This is a genomic window from Streptomyces sp. R44, from assembly GCF_041053105.1.
Taxonomy (GTDB): domain Bacteria; phylum Actinomycetota; class Actinomycetes; order Streptomycetales; family Streptomycetaceae; genus Streptomyces.
Window position 1 is genome coordinate 158,717 of record NZ_CP163444.1, and the last position, 18,190, is coordinate 176,906.

Genomic DNA, 18,190 nt, shown 5'->3' on the forward strand with positions numbered 1-18,190 from the left:
CGTGAACCCCGCCACGAACTCCGCCGGCCGCTCACGCATGCGGCGCGTCGCGGCCGTTCCCGTCGCCCTGGCGACCCTGGCCCTGACCCAGAGCGCGGCGGTCGCCGACCCCGCCACCAACGACGTGCAGTCGGTCCTGGACACCCTGACGCCCCATCACCTCACGGTGGCGGAGGGCATCACGCGGACCACGTACTCCAGCGACTCCTCCGAGATCGTCGTCCGTGTTGCGGTCATCGACCCGGACCTCGGGGCGATATCCCTGGACAGCACGGTGGGCGCCGGGGTGGGCGTGAAGGAGCCCACCACCGCCATGCTGGCCACCGTCGGGACCACCGCGAAGGACGCGCCGTACGTCGGTGTGAACGGCGGCTACTCCGTGTCCACCAAGGACGAGGACGACGCCACCGGCAAGAGCATCCCGGAGGAACGGTCGTTCCCGATGGTGACCTCGGTCCAGGAGGACGTCGTGCAGGGCGCCGCCTGCCTGAAGGGGCAGAACGCCGTCGTCCTCCAGCACGGTCGGCCGCACTTCACCAAGATCACGACGACGTTGGGAATCACGTCCGACCGGAACACCGCCGACACCGCCGACGACGCCACGCGCGTGGTCGACGCGGTCAACCGGTACCCGGGCTGGATCGCGTTCTGCCCGCAGGAGGCCGGTGACAAGTCCCTCCCGTACACGACCGACGCGAACGGTGACGTCCAACGGCTCGACCAGTACGGCAATGTCATCAAGAGCGGTCCCTACTACCAGGACTCCAGCGAGATCGTCGTCTTCACCTCCGCCTACGGCCAGAAGACGCCGGAGCCGCGGCACACTCCCTTCGTGGCGGCGGACGACGCCGACGGTGTCGAGGTCGCCGTCGACGCGTCGGGCCGTGTCACGGCGGTGAAGTCCCCGCGCGGCGGAATGGACGTCCCTCCGGGAGGCATGGTGCTCCAGGGCATCGGTGACGACGCCCAGACCGGGGGCGGCGCACAGTGGCTCAGGGATCACGCCATGGTGGGCGCGAAGCTCACGTACACGCAGCGCGCCACGGACCTGGGCGTCGTCGAGGACCCCACCGACGACGTCGACCTGCCGCTCGACCCGGCGTACCCGTCGATCGACGTCGTCAACGGCACCCACGATCTGATGCGGCACGGCAGGGTCGTGGCCGAACCGGCCGACAACGTCGCGAACGACCCCCGCACCGCCATCGGCGCGGACGGCTACGGACGCACCCTCCTGGTCAGCGTCACCGCCAGGGACGAGGGCCTGCGCCGCGGTGTCCCGATCTACGACCTCGCGAAGATCATGGAGGACCTCGGCGCCGTCGACGCCCTCAACCTGGACGGCGGCGGATCCACCACGTTCGTCGTCGACGGGCAGGTGAAGAACGTCCTCTCGGACGCGGGCGGCGTCGAACGGCCCGTCTACGACGCCGTGTACGCGGGACGCGGCGGACACGGTCTACCGGCCGGCGGCAACTGACGCCTCCCCCTGGCGGTCGCTCCGGAACCACCGCCGGTCTCCCGCCTGGCGGTCGCTCCGGGACCAATGCCCGAAGCGACCGCCCCGTCGTCATGGCGGCAGGGGCCCCGGCGTGGGGAGAGGCGGTCAGGGACCGCTCGTCACGGGCGGTGTGGTGGCCCCGCGGTCGGCCCGCTCTGAGCCGGCGGGCTGGCCGCGGGGCCGGGGCGTCACGCCGCGGCCAGGGCCAGGGTCGGTGACTGGCGGGCGGCGCGGACCGCCGGGTAGAGGCCTGCCACCGAGCCGATCGCGAGGGTCGCGACGAAGCCTGCCGCGGCCGCCCAGGGCGGGACCACCCAGGGCAGCCCGCCCGTGGACGCGTACACCGCCGTCGCCGCCGCGCCCAGGGCCACGCCCGCGATGCCGCCGAGCCCCGACAGCATCAGGGACTCCGTCACGAACTGGATCCTGATCTGGCCTCGCGTCGCGCCGAGCGAGCGGCGCAGACCGATCTCGTGGCGCCGTTCCAACACCGAGATGATCATGGTGTTGGCCACCCCGACGCCGCCCACCAGCAGGGCGATCCCGCCCAGTCCCAGGAGCAGCGTGGAGAAGGCGCCCTCTGTCGCCGCCTTCGCCTTCAGCACCTCGGAAGGGTCGCTCACCGCCACGTTCTGCGGGTTCTGCGGGTCGATCGTCGGAGCCAGGAGCCGCTGGACCTGGCGGACCGTCGCGTCCGTGGAGCGCTCGTACACCGCGGTCGGATGCCCGTCGAAGCCGAGGATCCGCTGGGCGCTCTCCCAGCCGACCAGCGCCGAGCGCTCGATCTCGGGTGCGAGCGGCAGGGGGTCGAGGATGCCGACGACCGTGAAGTACCGGTCGTCGATCCAGACCTGCCTGCCCGGCCGGTCGATGCCCAGCCGTTCCGCGGCGACGTGCCCGAGCACCACGGAGGGGTAGCGGCCGTTGGCCGCGTTCAGCCAGGTGCCGGACGCCGTCGTGCCGCGCAGCACGTCGAGCAGTCCCTCCGTCGCCGCCTTCACCGCGATGCCGCCGGTCTCCTCCTCAGGGATCTTCTCCGAGCGGCGTACGGAGTGCTGGAGGTCTCCGCTCGCGCCGGCCTTCTCCACGCCCTCGATGCGCCCGACCATGCCGACGGCGTCCTTGGGCAGCTTCACCTCCTGTCCGCTGAACATCCCCTCTCCCGGTGTGGCCACCAGCATGTTCGTGCCGAGGGCGTCGAGCCGCTGGAGCAACTGCGCCTGGCTGGAGGCCGAGATGCCCACCACCGCGATCATCGTCGCGATGCCGATGGCGATCCCGAGCGCCGACAGCACCACCCGCACGGGCCGGCTTCGCAGGCCGGCCGAGCCGACGTGCAGGACGTCGCGCGGGCCGAGCCGGCGGGCAGTGAGCGCGACGGGTCGCCGTTCGGTCGCCGTGGATGTCGTCCGCTTGCGCCTGCCGGGCATCAGACCACGACCTTTCCCCGGGCCGAGTCCGCGACGACCTTGCCGTCGCGGATCCGGACCGTTCTCGGCAGGCGCTGTGCGATCTCGGCGTCGTGGGTGATGACCGCGATCGTGGCGCCCTCCTGGTTCAGGGCGTGCAGCAGTTCCATGACCGCCTCGCCCGAGGCGGTGTCCAGAGCGCCCGTCGGTTCGTCGGCGAGCAGCAGGTCGGGCTGCCCCACGACGGCGCGGGCGATGGCGACGCGCTGTTTCTGGCCGCCGGACAGCTCGTGCGGCCGGTGCCGCGCACGGTCCGCGAGACCGACGCGGGCCAGCGCCTCGGCGGCGAGCTTGCGGCGCCGGGCCCGGGGCAGGCCCGAGTAGAGCAGTCCCTCGGCGACGTTGTCCACGGCGGTGACGCCCGGAGCCAGATGAAAGGCCTGGAAGACGAAGCCGATGTGGCGGGCGCGCAGGGCGGAGAGCCGACGGTCGGTGAGGGACGCGACGTGGTGACCCGCGATCGCGACGGTGCCGGTGGTCGGCCGGTCGAGTGTGCCGACGATGTGGAGCAGTGTCGACTTTCCTGAGCCCGAGGGGCCGACGATGCCGACGAGTTCTCCCTCACCGATGGCGAGGTCGACGCCGTCGAGCGCGCGGACGCCTCCGGCGTACTCCTTGACGACGCCGCTGAGCTCGACGACCGGGACCCGGGTGAGGGCTGGGCCGCCGTGGACCGAGCCGACGATCGCGGGCGGGGTCGGACTCGGGAGGGAGATGAGGCCTGCCGGCGGGCCCGGGGTGAGGCCCGGGGTGAGGCCCAAGGGCGAGGTGAGGCCCGGCGTCTGGCCGGGGTCTTCTACGGGGCGCGCGGTGTCGGTCATCAGGACGGCACCCCCACCTTCATGCCTTCGCGCAGTCCCTCGCCGCTGATCTCGACCCTGCCCTGTGCGAACATCCCGAGCTCGACCCTGACGTCCCGCGCCGCGCCGTCCTCGACGACCTGGACGCCGAACCCGCCGTCGGGGAGGGCGAGCAGGGCGTTGACGGGTACGGAGAGGACGTCCCGGCGGGTTTCGCCGGTGAGCTCGACGGTGACCGGGGACTGGTCGACGCCCTTGGCCTTGGCCGGGTCGTCGAAGGACACCGTGATGTCGATCTTCGGGGTCTTGTCCTGCGGGTCCTCACCCGCCGTCGCGGTCCTGCCGACGGCGGACACCCTCCCGGGCAGGCGGGTTCCGTCCGGCAGCGTGACCTGGACCCGTGTCCCGGTCTTCGCCGATCCGGCCTCCGAGGCGGGCACCTTGAAGCTCACGACCCGCTCGGAGCCCGTCACGGTGAGCACCGGTGAGCCGGGGGTGACACGGTCTCCGGGAGCGATCCGGTCGCCGCCGCCCGAGCCCGTACCGGAGTCGGAGCCGGCTTCCTCGACCCGTACCGCGCTGCCGGCGAAGGCGATCCGCTCCGGACCGAGGGTGCCGCTCTGCTTGAGGTCGTGGGACTTCTGCCAGCGCTTGACCGCCGCGGCGGTCTTCGCGGTGTACTCCTCGTCGACGTCGAAGCCGGTGTACCCGAGGGCGGCGAGGTTCTCCTCCAGCTGCCGTACGTCCTTGCCCTTGTCTCCGGTCTTCAGGGTCCGGTACATGGGCTGGTCCCCGTACATCAGCCGTACGGCCTCGCCGTCGACCTCGTAGAGCCGCTCGTCCCGCCGCACGACCGAGCCGGGTGGGGCGAGCCAGGTGAGGGTGCCGCCCGGGCCGCCCGCGTTGACCTTGCGTTCCCCGAGGTGGCCGAGCGTGCCGTCCCGTTGGGAGCTGTCGGCGAGGTCGCCCCGGGTGACGGGCGCCGTGGCGGGCGGCAGTCCCCTGGTGCCCGCACGGTCGGGCGAGGGCTTCTCCGGGGAGGCCAAGGCGGTGACGGCGACGCCGCCGCCCGCGATGGCGACGACGGTGAGGAGGGCCAGCGCGAGCCGGCGCCGTCCCAGCGGCCTCCGCTCGCCCGCGTGGGGTTCGGTGGCGGCGCCGCTCATCGGGCCGCGCCTTCGCACGCCTTGGCGGCCTTGTCGAACTTCTCCTTCTGCGCGCCCTGCGGTATCGGCATGGCCTGCTGCGCGCTGCCGTCGAACTTCGGGTCGGGCATGTTGAAGCCGTTCTCGCGCATGCACTTCGCGTAGGCGACTGCCTTGTCCTTGTCGGCCTGCGTCGGCTCCTTGCCGAACCCGGCGCCGCCGGCCTTGCTCGCGCACGCCTTGAACGCCTTCTCCATCTTCTCCTTCGACATGCCGTCGCCGCCGATGGTGAGGCCGACTCCGCTCTCGCCCGGCTTGGGCTCGGGCACGTCGAGCCCCTGTTCACGCAGACACTTGCGGTGTTCGAAGGCCTGGTCGGCCTTCTTGCCCTCCTCGTTCACGCTCCCGTCGTCCTTTCCACCCGGGGCCGTACCCGAGCAGGCGGTGGCGAACAGGGCGAGTGCGGCGGCCAGCGAGGGGGCGGCGGCCGTGCGGATGATCCGTCGAATCGTCATGCCGCCGAGGGTGCCGCGCGGGGATGTTTCGCTTCTCTCAACGGTTCCGTTTACATCGGCGAAAGGTCCCTTTCGGATAGACAGGGGCCATGCGCGTACTGGTGGTGGAGGACGAGGCGTTCCTCGCGGAGATGATCGCCGAGGGGCTGCGCCGGGCCGCGCTCGCCGTGGATGTCGCGGCCGACGGCCTGGAAGCTCTACGGAAACTGCAGCTCGGGGAGTACGACGTTCTCGTCCTCGACCGTGACCTGCCCGGGATCCACGGCGACGACGTGTGCCGTCGGGTCGTCGAGCAGCGGCTCATGACCCGGGTCCTCATGCTGACGGCGGCCGGCACGGTACGTGACCGGGTCGAAGGCCTCGGCCTGGGCGCCGACGACTACCTGACCAAGCCCTTCGCGTACGACGAGCTCCTCGCCCGGGTGCTGGCCCTCGGCCGGCGTGCCAGACCCGCGCTGCCGCCCGTCCTCGAACAGCGCGGGATCGTCCTGGACACGGCACGCCGGCAGGCCAGCCGCGACGGCCGGCACCTGCACCTGTCGCCCAAGGAGTTCGGCGTACTGGAGGCGCTGCTGCGCGCCGAGGGAGCCGTGGTCAGCGGCGAGGACCTGATCGAACAGGTCTGGGAGGAGCACACCAGCTACCGCACGAACGCGGTCCGGGTGACGCTCAGCAAGCTGCGGGCCAAGCTCGGCGAGCCGCCGGTGGTGGAGACGGTCCCGGGCGCGGGCTACCGGATCGCGTCGTGAACGGCGTACGGAAGCTCCGCGCGTCGCTGCGCCCGGGCCCCCGCGGGCCGCGGACGACCGGCCTCGTCGCACAGCCCGGCCGCAAGCTGTCGTTCCGCAGCGAACGGGCCCGGCTCACCGCCCTCTACACCGGACTGCTCGTGCTCGCCGGGGCGCTTCTCACAGGAGTCGTGTACGTGCTCGTGGAGGAGGGCATGTACTCGTCGATCAGCATGGCCGTCACCACGGCCGTGCCGGCGCAGCGGCTGGAACGACTGCCGTCCGCCTTCCCCTCCGGGATGCCGAGCGCCGCGCCCGCGAGCCCCGCACCCGCGAGCCCCGCACCGAGCACGGGGACCGTCGTCCCGGGCGAGGCACTGGCGATCACGCGGACGCTCAGCGACGCGGCCGAGTCCGCGGCCCTCGACCGGCTTCTCACCGTCTCGGTGACCGTCTTCGTCTGCTACGCGGTTCTCTCGCTCGCGCTCGCGTGGTGGACGGCGGGCCGGGTGCTCCGGCCGATCGCCGTCATCACCGAGACCGCCCGCCGCCTCTCCGGTGAGAACCTGCACGAGAGGATCGCCCTCGACGCCCCGCCCGGCGAGCTCAAGCGGCTCGCCGACACCTTCGACGACATGCTCGGCCGCATGGAGCGGCTCGTCTCCGCCCAGCAGCGGTTCGCCGCGAACGCCGCGCACGAGCTGCGCACGCCGTTGGCCGTGCAGCGGGCGGCCGCCGAGATCGGGCTCGGCGGAGATCCGTCCCCCGAGCGGGTGGCGCGCATGCGGTCGAAGCTGATCGAGGTCGCGGACACCAGCGAGCAGATCATCGAGGGCCTCCTGCTCCTCGCGGCCTCCGAACAGGGGCTCAAGGAACGTCGCCGTGTCGCCGTGGACGAGCTCGCCCGGCAGGTCGTGGCAGCGCTCGGCGACGAAGCGGCGGAGCGGGGTGTGCGCGTCACCGTCCGGACGGCGCCGCTGACCATCGACGGGGATCCTGTACTCCTGGAGCGCCTCCTGCACAATCTGCTCGTGAACGCGGTGCGGCACAACGTCCCCGACGGTCGGGTCGACGTGCGCATCGGAGCGGACATCGGCATCGAGGTGACCAACACCGGGCCGGTCGTTCCGTCCGCCACGGTCCCTCTGCTCTTCGAGCCCTTCCGCCGGCTCAACGAACGCACCCACGCGCCCGGGGAGGGCGCCGGCCTCGGCCTGTCGATCGTCGACGCCGTCGCCCGGGCGCACGGGGCCGAGGCGACGGCATCGGCCAACACGGAGGAGGGCGGTCTGACGGTTCGTGTGGTGTTCCGGCCGGCCGGACCGTGATGGTGGTCGGGACGGCTCGGATCGTGGGTTCGGGGACGGCCGAGCCGCTGGGCACGCTCGCCGGGTGGGTCAGAGGGCGATGAACGGGTCGGTCAGGTGCGGTGTCGCGAGGTAGAGGGTGTCGGTGTTCCGGCAGAGGAGGGCTCGTTCCCCAGAGGCGTCGGTGCTCCGGGAGCGAACGACTGGTTCCCTTGAAGTGCCGCTGCTCCGGCAGCCAAGCACTCGTTCCCTGGATGCCCTTGCCTGGGCTGGGTCCCTCTCGTGGGCGTAGGCGAGTTCCGGGTGGAGCAGCTGGATCGCGTGCACGAGCAGGTCACCGGTGACGGCGACCAGTTCGCGCCGGGACGCGACGAGCACGCTCTGGTGCCCGGGTGTGTGACCGGGCGTGGCGAGTACGCGTTCGCCGTGGCGCAGCGTGGTCTCGCCGTTGAGCAGCCGTAGCCGGCCGGCCTTGCGGAGCGGGTCGATCACGCGGGATCGCAGGTCTGGGTTGACCTCCTCGATCGCGTCGAGTTCGGCCTGCTGCAGCAGGTACTCGGCGTTCGGGAAGAACGGTCGCGCCTGTGCGCCGCCGACGACGGCCCAGCCGACGTGATCGGTGTGGAGGTGGGTGAGCACCACGGTGTCCACTTCGGATGGTTCGATGCCCGCGGCGGCGAGCGAAGCCGGAAGCTCCCCGGGGACGGGCGCCCAGGAGGCCGCCGCGCTGTCGGCCGGGCCGATTCCCGCGTCGACCAGGGTGACGCCGCGGTCGCCTCGCTCGCTGCGGATCGCGAACGCGCGGAACTGGAGCCGCCAGTTTCCGTCGGGGTCGAGCGCCCCGGGGTCGAACTGGTCGGCCGCGGCCCACTGCTCGGTGGTGGCGTCGGGAAACGCCTCCGCTCGGGAGGAGAAGAAGGGGCCCGTGCCGTCGGCGAGCGCCGTGACGGTGTAGGGGCCGAGATGGAGGGAAGGGGGCATCCCGGAGATCGTGCCACCGGGGGCGGCCCACGGCCAGACCCGGATGTCCTCGATGAGTTGTCACGTACCCCGGACCGTCTCGTACGCCGGACCGTCACGCGCCCCGGACCGTCACGTGGCCCGGACCGGGATGTCGCCGCGCACGACGTGGTGTCTCAGTCGCGGGGTTCGGCCGTCCACGTGACGCGGGGCGGCACGACGCGGGCGCACAGGGGTTCGCCGCAGGCGTCGGTGAGGCCCAGGCGTCCGACGAGGAGCCCGCCGCTGACGGCGGACTCCAGTTCGTGGGCGGGGACAGCGTCGAGCATCAGCTTCGCCCGTCGGAACATGGTGAAGGAACCCTCTTCGTCGACCGCGCCCCACGACAGATAGATGAATCGGTTGCCGGGACGCCCCTGGATGTAGGGGCCTTTCACATCTGTCCCGCCGCCGGGCGAGGCGAGGGCGGTGCACTCCAGGGTCCAGGTCGCACTCGCCGCGTCTCCGGGCTGCGGGTCCAGGAGCTCGGCCGGGCGGTCTCGGCGCTGGACCGCCACATGGACGTTCCGGTAGGCCGTGTCGGAGGAGTCCCCCGGCGGACAGGTGAGGCCGGGCAGCTCGACGGCGTCGATACGGATGCGCATCCCACAAGGTCCCGGAACTCCCGGCGATCTCATGGCCTTCCGGCCGGCCTACCGGGCAGCAGTGCCTCGGCGGCGACCGCCGCGACCGCCTCGGCAACCGCTGACAGGGCCGGCGAGTCCAGCTTCCATTGCTGCCAGTACAACGGGACGTCCATGGGACGGCCCGCGGCGAGCTCCACCAGTCGCCCGGCCCGCAGGAGTGACGCGGCCTGCGGTTCGGGCACCAGGCCCCAGCCGAGGCCGGCGGCCACCGCGTCCCGGAACCCGTCCGAGGCCGGCACCATGTGCCGGATCTTCCCGGCCCCCGACCGGCCGCGGGTCAGCGCCCGGACGAAGGTGTCCTGGAGTTCGTCCCGTCGGTCGAACACCACGGTGGGCGCCTCGCAGAGGTCCTGGGCCAAGGCTCCGGTCAGGTGCCGGGCCGCGAATTCCGGAGTCGCCACGGCCAGATAGCGGGCCAGTCCCAGCAGACGTACCGAGCACCCGGCCACCGGGTCGGGCGAGGAGGTCACGGCCGCCATCACCTGTCCCTCGCGCAGCAGGGCGGTGGTGTGGGACTCGTCCTCCCGGTAGAGCTCGAAGCAGACCGGAGGGTCCTGCGGCACTCGGGTGAGCGCGGGCAGGAACCAGGTCGCGAGGGAGTCCGCGTTGACCGCCACCGGAACCCGCGCGGGGCCCTGCTCCGCCGCCAGCCCCAGTTCGGCGCGGGCGTCCCGCTCCAGCCGCGCCAGCTGCCGGGCGAATCTGACCACCACCTCGCCGGACTCGGTGGCCCGTACCGGCTTGGTACGCAGCAGCAGGACCCGCCCGGTGCGTTGTTCCAGGGCCTTGACGCGCTGGCTGACGGCGGAGGGGGTCACGTGCAGGGCGGCGGCCGCGGCGTCGAAGGTGCCTTCGTCGACGACGGCCAGCAGGGTTCTTACCTGATCCAGGGGAAGCTCATCCATAAGTAGCGCTAAGGGTACGTAAGAATCCTTAGCTGTACTCATTCCTCGCCGGTTCGTACGGTCGACACCATGAACAGCAGCATCGCCGCCGTACTCGCCGGTTTCGGAACCGGCCTCTCGCTCATCGTGGCCATCGGGGCCCAGAACGCCTTCGTCCTGCGCCAGGGCGTCCGTCGCCACGCCGTCCTCGCCGTGGTGGTCATCTGTGCCGTGTCCGACGCGGTGCTGATCGCGCTCGGAGTCGCCGGGGTGGGCGCGGTGGTCACGGCCTGGCCGGCGATGCTGACCGCGGTCGGTCTCGCGGGCGGGGCGTTCCTGCTCTGCTACGGGTTCCTGGCCGCCCGGAGGGTACTGCGCCCGGATCCGGCGGCCTCGCTCTCAGCCGGTGGCCCTGACGCGGGTTCCGCCCGGCGGGCGGTTCTCACCTGCCTGGCCATGACCTGGCTGAACCCTCATGTGTACCTGGACACCGTTCTCCTGGTGGGTTCGCTCGCCTCCGACCGGGGCGACCTGCGCTGGGCCTTCGGTATCGGCGCGGCCCTGGCCAGCCTGGGCTGGTTCTTCGCCCTCGGCTTCGGTGCCCGCCTGCTGTCGGGTGTGCTGTCCCGCCCCAAGGCCTGGCGGGTGCTGGACGGCCTGGTCGCGGTGACCATGCTGGCGATGGGCGCGATGCTGGTCGCGGGCGCGTAGACCGCCGCCGCCGGACCGCTGTTCGTGACGGCCGACGGACGGCAGGTCGGGCGCGGGCTACCGACGCGGCACGGGGACGAGGCGCAGGAGTGTGTGAAGTACGGAATCGATCGTGTCCTGCGAGGGCTCGTCGCTCACATGGGTCAACAGGCGGGCCAGGACCCTCAACAGCTGCGGCGAGGCCATCACCCGGGGGTGCAGGAGGGGACGATAGCCGAACCGGGAGAAGAGCAGATCGCCGGCGAGGTTCCCCAGCCGGTAGTACCGCGCCCATCGACGCTGGATCTCGGCCGGGTACTGGTGCAGCGCGTGTTCCCGGCGCGGTCCGGCCGGCCTGGCCAGCGCAAGGGCGATGATCTCCGCCGCCACCTCGGCGGTCTCCATCGCCTGGGCGATGCCCTCGCCGCTCCACGGGCTGACCATGCCCGCGCTGTCACCCACGAGAAGCAGGCCTCGGTGGTATTGCGGACGCCGGTTCAGTCCCATCGGCAGCGGCGCGCTGCGCAGTGGGGAATCGGCGCTCCCTTCGTGCAGGTCCCACTCCTCGGGCAGGCGGGGCAGCCAGTGGTCCAGCGCCGCCCGCAGGTCCACGGGTCGGCGCCGGCGCTGTTGCGGCAGCGCGCCGAGACCCACGTTGACGCGGCCGTCCCCCAGGGGAAACACCCATCCGTATCCGGGCAGGTCGAGTCCGGTGCGGGGGCAGCGCAGGTCCGCCCACAGCTCCAGGTAGGGGTCGTGGGTGCGGGTCGTGCTGCGGTAGTACCTGCGGGCGGCCGCCGCGACGGGGCGCTTCGCGTCCCGTTCGAGCCCGAGGCCGAGAGCCGTACGCGCCGAGGCGCCGTCGGCCGCGACCACCAGGGGGGCCAGGTACCGCACCGGTTCCGCACCGGGCCCGTGGGAAGCGGTCACGCCGATGACCTGCCCTGCCCGGTCGGTCAGCGGGCCCGTCACTTTGACGTGGGTGCGCAAGCGCGCTCCGGTGGCGCTCGCCTGCGTGGCGAGCAGGTCGTCGAAGTCATGGCGGCTCCGGGTGAGTCCGAAGTCGGGGAACGCGCCCAGGCGCGGCCAGTCCAGCTCCGCGCTGTGTCCGCCGCAGACCCAGCGCATCCCCTTGTTCCGCATCCAGCCCGGCGCGTCGATGTCGATGCCAAGCCGCACCAACTGGTGCACGGCGCGCGGCGTCAGCCCGTCACCGCACACCTTCTCGCGGGGGAAGCCGCTCTTCTCCAGGAGCAGGACGTCCACACCCGCTCGTGCCAGATGCACCGCGGCGGCGGATCCCGCCGGCCCCGCCCCCACCACGATGACCTGGGCCTCCTCGTCCCCCACGCCGTCGGATCCCCTACCGCCCTCGCCACTGCCGCCGGCCTCGTCACGTTTGGTGATCACTCCCCTACTATGCCCCTCGACGGGCACCCACACTCCGTGCGGCACGCCTGAGAGGCCGGCCGTCCCTGTCCGGGCGGTGGGCCTCGGGTGAGGCCGGTGAGGCCCACCGCCCGGTCCGCCGGCGTCGGTCCGGGGTTGCCCGCCTACGCTGCGGCCGCGCCCTCGCGGCGGTTCGGGGCCGTGGCCGCCCGTACCGCCTCGGCGTCGGCGCCGCTGTGCCGTTCCGCCCATGCCTCCAGCGCGGCCCGGCAGGCGTGGTCGAGGTGGTGGACGCCGGAGAGGTCGAGGACCACCCGTCGGTCGTTCGGCAGGTCCTCCAGGCTGTCGAGTATCTGGGGCAGCCGAAGGAAGGTGACCGTCCCCTGGAGCCGTACGCGCAGCACGTCGCGTCCGTCGTCACTCTGCTCGATCCGCAGCTGCGAGGCCTCCCACGCGGCCTTCCCGACCGACATGACGAGGCCGATCAGAACACCCTCGAACATGCCGACCGACACGATCGCCGCCGCCGTCGCCACGAGGACGACGGCCTCGCCCCGGTGACGTCGCCACAACGTCAGGACGCCCTTGAACGGGATGAGTTTCCAGCCGGCGTGCACGAGGATCCCGGCCAGGGCGGCCAGGGGGATGTACGCGAGGACGGCGGGCAGCAGGGTGACGAAGAGCAGCAGCCACACACCGTGCAGGATCCGGGACGCCTTCGTCCGTGCGCCGGCCTCGACGTTGGCCGAGCTGCGCACGATGACCGCGGTGAGCGGCAGTGCGCCGAGCAGACCGGACAGCGTGTTGCCCGCGCCCTGTGCGATGAGTTCCTTGTCGTAGTCCGTGCGCGGTCCCGAGTGGAGCCGGTCGACCGCTGCCGCGCTGAACAGCGATTCGGCGGAGGCGATCAGCGCGAACGCGAGGACCGTGCCGAGGACGGCCGGGTCGACGAGGGAGGAGAGGGCTTCGGAGCCCGGCAGGTGGACGGCCTCCAGCACGCCGCTGACCCTCACGGTCTCCACCGGAAGGCCGAACACGGCGGTCGCGAGGGCGGCGAGGAGAACCGCCACCAGGGCGCCGGGAACCGCCCGGGCGCGGCGCGGCATCCGTCGCCAGCCGACGATGACGAGCACGGTCCCGGCACCGACGGCGAGCGACACGAGGGCCGTGCGGCTGCCCAGCGCCTCGGAGAGGGCGGTCGGCAGGCCGATGAGCTTGTCGAGGCCCGAGTCCGGGGCGGCGGTTCCCGCCGCGGCGTAGAGCTGGCCGGCGATGATGACCAGCCCGATGCCCGCGAGCATGCCCTCGACGACGGAGAGGGAGATCGCACGGAACCAGCGCCCCCACCGCAGGAGACCCATGACGATCTGCAGCACGCCGGCCGCCAGCACGATGACTCCGAGCGCGCCGAGGCCGAAGGCGCGGACCGCTTCGAGGACGAGGACGGTGAGGCCGGCGGCCGGACCGGAGACCTGGAGGCTGCTGCCCCGCATCAGGCCCGTGACGACACCACCGACGATTCCGGTGATGAGGCCCAGTTCGGCGGGGACGCCCGAGGCGACGGCGACGCCGAGGCAGAGCGGGAGGGCGACGAGGAAGACGACGAGCGAGGCGGCGATGTCCTGCCTCGGGAACGGGAGGGAGCGAAGCATCCGGACGTCCTTCCTCACAGCGCCTCGAAGGAGTCGGCTCCGGAGCGGTACTCGAGGACGGCACCGGTGTGCACCTCGTAGTACCACCCGCGCAGGCGGAGCCGGCCCTCCGAGAGCCGCCGTTCCACACACGGATAGGAGCGCAGGCGGAGCAGTTGGGCGAGTACGTGGCCGTGGACCGCGTCGGTGACGGCCGGGTCGTCGGCGCGCCCCGGGACTCCGTCGGGAGCGGCGTGGGCGAGCCAGTCCCGTACGGCAGGGACCGCGCTCAGGTCGTCGCCGCGGACCAGCGAACCCACCGCGCCGCAGTGGGAGTGACCGCAGACGACGACGTCCTGGACGGCGAGGACCTCGACGGCGTACTCGATGGTGGCGGCCTCGCCGCTGGGGTTGCCTTTGCCGTACGGGGGCACGATGCCGCCCGCGGTCCGCAGTTCGAAGAGCTGGCCGGGCCGGGCGCCGGTGATCAGGGCGGGTACGACCCTGGAGTCGGAGCAGGTGATGAACAGGACGTCCGGGGACTGACCCGCGGCGTACGCGGCGAACTCCTCGGGGCGCTGTCCGAATCGGCGGGCGTGGTCGATGAGAGGCTGCATGAATGATTCCTCCTGGCGCGCCGTGGGGCGCGTCGGGCTGACAGGTCGGCGCAGGGGGAAAGGGCCTGTCAGCAGCGGAACACCTGCAGGGCGGAGGGGTCGTCGGCGCCGAGCGGTCTGGGCCGGGTGTCCGCGCCGCGGGGGCGGCCGACGGGCGGATCCGCGAGCGGGACGGCCCGGGCGACCAGTGGCGGGCCCGGGAGGTCCGCGGCGGCGGTGACGGGTCGCCGCCGGTCACGGTGGAGGACGGAGCGGCCGGGGCTGTCGGCGTCGCAGCCTCCGGCGTGCGCGGACTCGAACGCCGCGGTCGGCGCGACCTTCTGGGCGCAGGGTCCGTGAACCTGCGTCGCGGAGCCGGCGGGGGTGAGGGGGAGGCCGGCGCAGAGGAACGCGAGGACGAGGAGGAGGGCCGCGCGCAGGATCGCGGACACGGGGACGGACAGCATCTCGGCGTTCCTCCCTCTCGTTGAACCGTCATCAACATTCGCCAATGCAAGCCCAAGGGCGAGTCAAGGAAGAGTAATGCACCCAGGTGAACTGGATTCCGCAACACCCCTGCCGTACGCGGGTTTTCGAATGGAATCAGCCTGATGTTGACGTGAAGGGCTGCATGGACGTGCGCGCCCACCGACGACGTCGGCCCACCAGGAACCCTGGTGGGCCGTGTGCCTGGTGGGCCGTCTATCTGGTGGGCCGTCAGTGCATCCGTCGTTCAGTCGCAGCAGTCACAGCAGTCACAGCAGCACTTGCACGGGTTGCAGCAGCCCCCGCCGCAGCCGTCGCCCGAGCCCCCGCCGGAGCCACCGGACCCATGGCCTCCTGACCCGTGGCCACCACCCCAACCGCCGGAGGAGCCTCCCGAGTTCCCGCCGGCATGCCCGCCGAACCAGCCGTCACCCCCGGAGCCGTCCCTGCCGGAACCATCCCGAGTCGAGCTGCCGCCGCCATTGCCTTCGCCGAACTGCCAGGGCTCTCCATCACCCGAATCCGTGTCGTCGTCGCAGCGGCAGCAGTTGTAACAGAGCCTGCAGTCACCACACAGCCGGCGCTGCTCGCGACACCGTCGGCACTCCCCCTCCGGCGGGCGGCCCGATGCCGTCGGCACACCCTCCGGGGCCACGCCCGCGAGCACGCCGACGCCGCAAGCCGCGCCTGCGCCCGTGCCGGTCTCCGAGGGCTCTTCCGTCGCCGTACGGCGACCCAGCCAAGGGAGCATGCGCAGGCCGCGCGCCTGGCGGTTGTGCTGATGGTGGCGATGCCGGGGGTCGAAGACCCGGTCGACAGCGCGCTCCAGCTCTCCGCCCAGAAGAACCCGTACCAGCCGCCCGTCGACGAACTCGGCATCGGCCAGGGAAAGCCGGATTCCGTGAACGGCGTCGTCGCAGAGCCTGCGCACCTCGGCGCGGTCCGCGCCGGTCACGGCGATCGGGTTCCACGCGCCCGACGCCTCGTCCGCGTCCAGGTCCTCCACGGCGTCCAGCAGATGCGCCAGTCGGCCGAACAGACGCCCGGCTTCCGCGAGCGGTGCCGCGTTCTCCGGGCGATTCGTGAGGACGGCGGTGTACGCGAAGGCGGCGGCGGTCGCCGATTCCGTGGGCTCCGTGACCGTCAGAAGCGAGCCGCCCCGGCCGGTCGACCGCTCGATCTCCGGCTGGCGCTCGACGGCCTTGAGCAGCACCGAGGTGTCGAACCCGAGCCGTTCGCCGCCTGCGGCACCCGCACGGTCCCAGCCGTGGGCGATCCGGCGTGCCGCCAGCGCCACGGGGCGGCGTCCCAACAGACCGTCGCGGTCGGCCACATGGTCACGTACCTTCGCGGCGGCGAGCACCAACGACACCGTCGCCGCCAGTCGCGCGCCCTCGCCCTGCGCCACGTCCGCCGAACGCATCCCGCGCAGCGGGCACGGACCGGCCGCGCGCCGCCAGTCGCCGGTTCGCTCCGACTGCGCTTCGGTCAGTACGGAGACGATCAGACCGTCGTAGTTGGTGGCCACCCTCGCGAACTGCCCGTACTCTCCGCGAAGCGCCAGGCACAGCCCACACAGGTGCGCCATCCACTCGGTACGCAAGCCCTCGCCCAGCCGATGACGGCATGGCCTGATGATTCCGAACACCGAAAATCTCCCCCCGTGCGACAAGCACCCACACGCGTCCGGTCGTGCGACGCGCGGTCGTCATCCTAGAGGGGTCCCTATCGAGAGGGGTCCGCGGAGGCCGGACGCGATCCCCGGGGGCCGTCCTGGCGGAAGGGCGCCGACGTCGGTGCGGTTCAAGAGGCCGTCCTGGCGGAGGGGTGCCGACGTCGACCACGTCGGCACCCCTCAGCCCAGGGCCTCCAGGCCGCTACGTGGGCGTAGGGGCGGTCTCGTTCGTCGTGGTGCCGTCTTCGTCCTGTGTCTCCGGCGCAGCGGGCTGTTCCGGAACGGGCGGAGTGCGGACCAGCAGCGCCACCAGCACCGCCAGTCCCCCGAGCACGGCGCCGACGCCGAATCCCCACCGGATGCCCATGGCCAGGGCGTCCGTGGAGGTGGCGCCATCGGCGGCCGCCGTGGCAGCGCGGCCCGACATGACACTGATGACCAGGGCGGTGCCGGCGGCGGCCGCGACCTGCTGGAGCGAGCCCAGGATGGCGGAGCCGTGGGGGTAGAGGTGCGGCGGGAGTACGGCCAGTCCGGAGGTGAAGACGGGGGTGAACACGAACGCCATGCCGGCGCTCAGTGCCACATGAAGGGCGAGCACCAGCCACGGCGAGGTCTGGGCGCCCGTGAAGGCGAACAGACCGAGGCAGAGCGCGGTGAGTGCGGCTCCGGGGACGACCAGCCGTGGCGCGCCGAGCCGGTCGTAGAGCTTTCCGACCTGCGGCCCGAGCAGGCCCATGGTCAGGCCGCCCGGGATGAGGAGCAGCCCGGTCTGCAGTGAGGTCAGGCCGCACACCTCCTGCAGGTACATCGGCAGCAGAATGAACGCGCCCATGAGCGCCATGAACGACAGGCACATCAGGCCCAGCGCTACGGAGAAGTGCCGGAACGTCAGGGCCCGCAGGTCCAACAGAGGTGTGGACGAGCGCTGCAGCGCCAGCTGCCGCCAGGTGAACAGGCCCACCAGCACCGCACCGACCAGGGTCGTGACCTCCGGGGGCACGACCGCCGACGCTTCGTCCCCGGCGCCGAGGCCGCTCAGGCCGTAGACGAGGGCGCCGAAGCCCGCGGCCGCCAGAGGGACGGACAACCAGTCGATCGGGCCCGCCTGCGGCTCGCCGATGTTGACCAGCTTGCGCCGACCGACTATGGCCATGGCTCCGGCGATGGGCAGCACCGCCAAGAACAGAAGGCGCCAGGTTCCCAGCTGCAGCAGGACGCCGGAGGCCGCGGGGCCGAGGGCGGGTGCGACGGAGATGACGAGGGTGATGTTGCCCATGACACGACCGCGGTCCTGCGGGGGCACAAGGGTCATCAGCGTCGTCATGAGCAACGGCATCATGACGGCCGTGCCACTGGCCTGGACGACGCGGGCGACCAGAAGCACGGGGAAGGCGGGCGCGGCCGCGGCGAGCGCCGTGCCGACGAGGAACAGCGACATGGCCAGGCCGAAGGCGGTCCTCGTCGTCACGCGCTGGAGGAACCATCCGGTCACGGGGATGACGACGGCCATGGTGAGCATGAAGGCCGTGGAAAGCCACCCTGCCGCTGCCGCCGTGACCTCGAACTCGCGCATGAGTCGCGGGATTGCGTTGACCATGATCGTCTCGTTGAGGAGGACGACGAACGTGGACAGCACGAGGATCCTCAGCACGCCGCTGACACGGCCGGGCTGGAGGTCGGGTGTTGCGTGTGGTGCGAGCATGGCGCCTTCCGTCATGTGAGTGTCCT

The 18,190-nt window shown here is 72.2% G+C and carries 17 protein-coding genes; 4 read left to right on the forward strand and 13 right to left on the reverse strand.

The annotated features are described in order from the left end of the window. The first annotated feature begins 1 nt into the window (after position 1). On the forward strand, positions 2 to 1,480 hold the full coding sequence (locus AB5J54_RS00830; protein ID WP_369141911.1) for a phosphodiester glycosidase family protein: 1,479 nt from the start codon (positions 2 to 4) through the stop codon (positions 1,478 to 1,480). Between the two features lie 209 nt (positions 1,481 to 1,689). Here AB5J54_RS00830 and AB5J54_RS00835 read toward each other — a convergent pair whose 3' ends face one another. The 4 genes from AB5J54_RS00835 to AB5J54_RS00850 are packed head-to-tail and all read right to left on the reverse strand — an operon-like array spanning position 1,690 to position 5,430. Beyond that, positions 1,690 to 2,931 carry an ABC transporter permease gene (locus AB5J54_RS00835; protein WP_369141912.1) on the reverse strand — a complete coding sequence of 414 codons (1,242 nt, stop codon included), beginning with the start codon at positions 2,929 to 2,931 and terminating at the stop codon, positions 1,690 to 1,692. Further along, positions 2,931 to 3,791 carry an ABC transporter ATP-binding protein gene (locus AB5J54_RS00840; RefSeq protein ID WP_369141913.1) on the reverse strand — a complete coding sequence of 287 codons (861 nt, stop codon included), beginning with the start codon at positions 3,789 to 3,791 and terminating at the stop codon, positions 2,931 to 2,933. The genes AB5J54_RS00835 and AB5J54_RS00840 overlap by 1 nt, the downstream gene beginning before the upstream one ends. Next, positions 3,791 to 4,936 carry a peptidoglycan-binding protein gene (locus AB5J54_RS00845; RefSeq protein WP_369141914.1) on the reverse strand — a complete coding sequence of 382 codons (1,146 nt, stop codon included), beginning with the start codon at positions 4,934 to 4,936 and terminating at the stop codon, positions 3,791 to 3,793. The genes AB5J54_RS00840 and AB5J54_RS00845 overlap by 1 nt, the downstream gene beginning before the upstream one ends. Next, entirely contained in the window at positions 4,933 to 5,430 is a 498-nt protein-coding gene (locus tag AB5J54_RS00850) for a hypothetical protein (RefSeq protein WP_369141915.1), read from the reverse strand. The genes AB5J54_RS00845 and AB5J54_RS00850 overlap by 4 nt, the downstream gene beginning before the upstream one ends. An 89-nt stretch (positions 5,431 to 5,519) precedes the next feature. Here AB5J54_RS00850 and AB5J54_RS00855 point away from each other — a divergent pair, with 89 nt between their 5' ends. Continuing rightward, positions 5,520 to 6,179, forward strand: coding sequence for a response regulator transcription factor (locus AB5J54_RS00855; RefSeq protein ID WP_369141916.1), 660 nt, complete (start codon positions 5,520 to 5,522; stop codon positions 6,177 to 6,179). 86 nt (positions 6,180 to 6,265) lie between these two features. Further along, positions 6,266 to 7,486: an ATP-binding protein gene (locus tag AB5J54_RS00860; protein ID WP_369149177.1), complete on the forward strand. Its 1,221-nt coding sequence runs from the start codon at positions 6,266 to 6,268 to the stop codon at positions 7,484 to 7,486. Positions 7,487 to 7,555: 69 nt separating this feature from the next. Here AB5J54_RS00860 and AB5J54_RS00865 read toward each other — a convergent pair whose 3' ends face one another. The 3 genes from AB5J54_RS00865 to AB5J54_RS00875 form a co-directional block, all read right to left on the reverse strand. After that, on the reverse strand, positions 7,556 to 8,446 hold the full coding sequence (locus AB5J54_RS00865) for an MBL fold metallo-hydrolase (protein ID WP_369141917.1): 891 nt from the start codon (positions 8,444 to 8,446) through the stop codon (positions 7,556 to 7,558). A 155-nt stretch (positions 8,447 to 8,601) separates the two neighbouring features. Then, positions 8,602 to 9,069 (reverse strand): DUF5990 family protein, encoded by a 468-nt coding sequence (locus tag AB5J54_RS00870; protein WP_369141918.1) that lies wholly within the window; start codon positions 9,067 to 9,069, stop codon positions 8,602 to 8,604. A gap of 29 nt (positions 9,070 to 9,098) precedes the next feature. Further along, complete coding sequence (locus AB5J54_RS00875; RefSeq protein WP_369141919.1) at positions 9,099 to 10,016, reverse strand: LysR family transcriptional regulator ArgP; 918 nt, start codon at positions 10,014 to 10,016, stop codon at positions 9,099 to 9,101. 69 nt (positions 10,017 to 10,085) lie between these two features. On the opposite strand from AB5J54_RS00875, the gene AB5J54_RS00880 reads away from it, so the two are divergent. Beyond that, entirely contained in the window at positions 10,086 to 10,706 is a 621-nt protein-coding gene (locus AB5J54_RS00880) for a LysE/ArgO family amino acid transporter (RefSeq protein ID WP_369141920.1), read from the forward strand. A gap of 57 nt (positions 10,707 to 10,763) precedes the next feature. On the opposite strand, the gene AB5J54_RS00885 is transcribed toward AB5J54_RS00880, so the two are convergent. The 6 genes from AB5J54_RS00885 to AB5J54_RS00910 form a co-directional block, all read right to left on the reverse strand. Then, positions 10,764 to 12,035 (reverse strand): geranylgeranyl reductase family protein, encoded by a 1,272-nt coding sequence (locus tag AB5J54_RS00885; protein ID WP_369149178.1) that lies wholly within the window; start codon positions 12,033 to 12,035, stop codon positions 10,764 to 10,766. A gap of 203 nt (positions 12,036 to 12,238) precedes the next feature. After that, positions 12,239 to 13,726, reverse strand: coding sequence for a SulP family inorganic anion transporter (locus AB5J54_RS00890; protein ID WP_369141921.1), 1,488 nt, complete (start codon positions 13,724 to 13,726; stop codon positions 12,239 to 12,241). Positions 13,727 to 13,740: 14 nt separating this feature from the next. Beyond that, positions 13,741 to 14,322 (reverse strand): carbonic anhydrase, encoded by a 582-nt coding sequence (locus AB5J54_RS00895; RefSeq protein ID WP_369141922.1) that lies wholly within the window; start codon positions 14,320 to 14,322, stop codon positions 13,741 to 13,743. A gap of 68 nt (positions 14,323 to 14,390) precedes the next feature. Further along, on the reverse strand, positions 14,391 to 14,768 hold the full coding sequence (locus AB5J54_RS00900) for a hypothetical protein (protein ID WP_369141923.1): 378 nt from the start codon (positions 14,766 to 14,768) through the stop codon (positions 14,391 to 14,393). A 266-nt stretch (positions 14,769 to 15,034) separates the two neighbouring features. Continuing rightward, entirely contained in the window at positions 15,035 to 16,435 is a 1,401-nt protein-coding gene (locus AB5J54_RS00905) for a DUF5685 family protein (protein WP_369141924.1), read from the reverse strand. 229 nt (positions 16,436 to 16,664) lie between these two features. Then, positions 16,665 to 18,164, reverse strand: coding sequence for a DHA2 family efflux MFS transporter permease subunit (locus tag AB5J54_RS00910; protein ID WP_369141925.1), 1,500 nt, complete (start codon positions 18,162 to 18,164; stop codon positions 16,665 to 16,667). Positions 18,165 to 18,190: the final 26 nt, after the last annotated feature.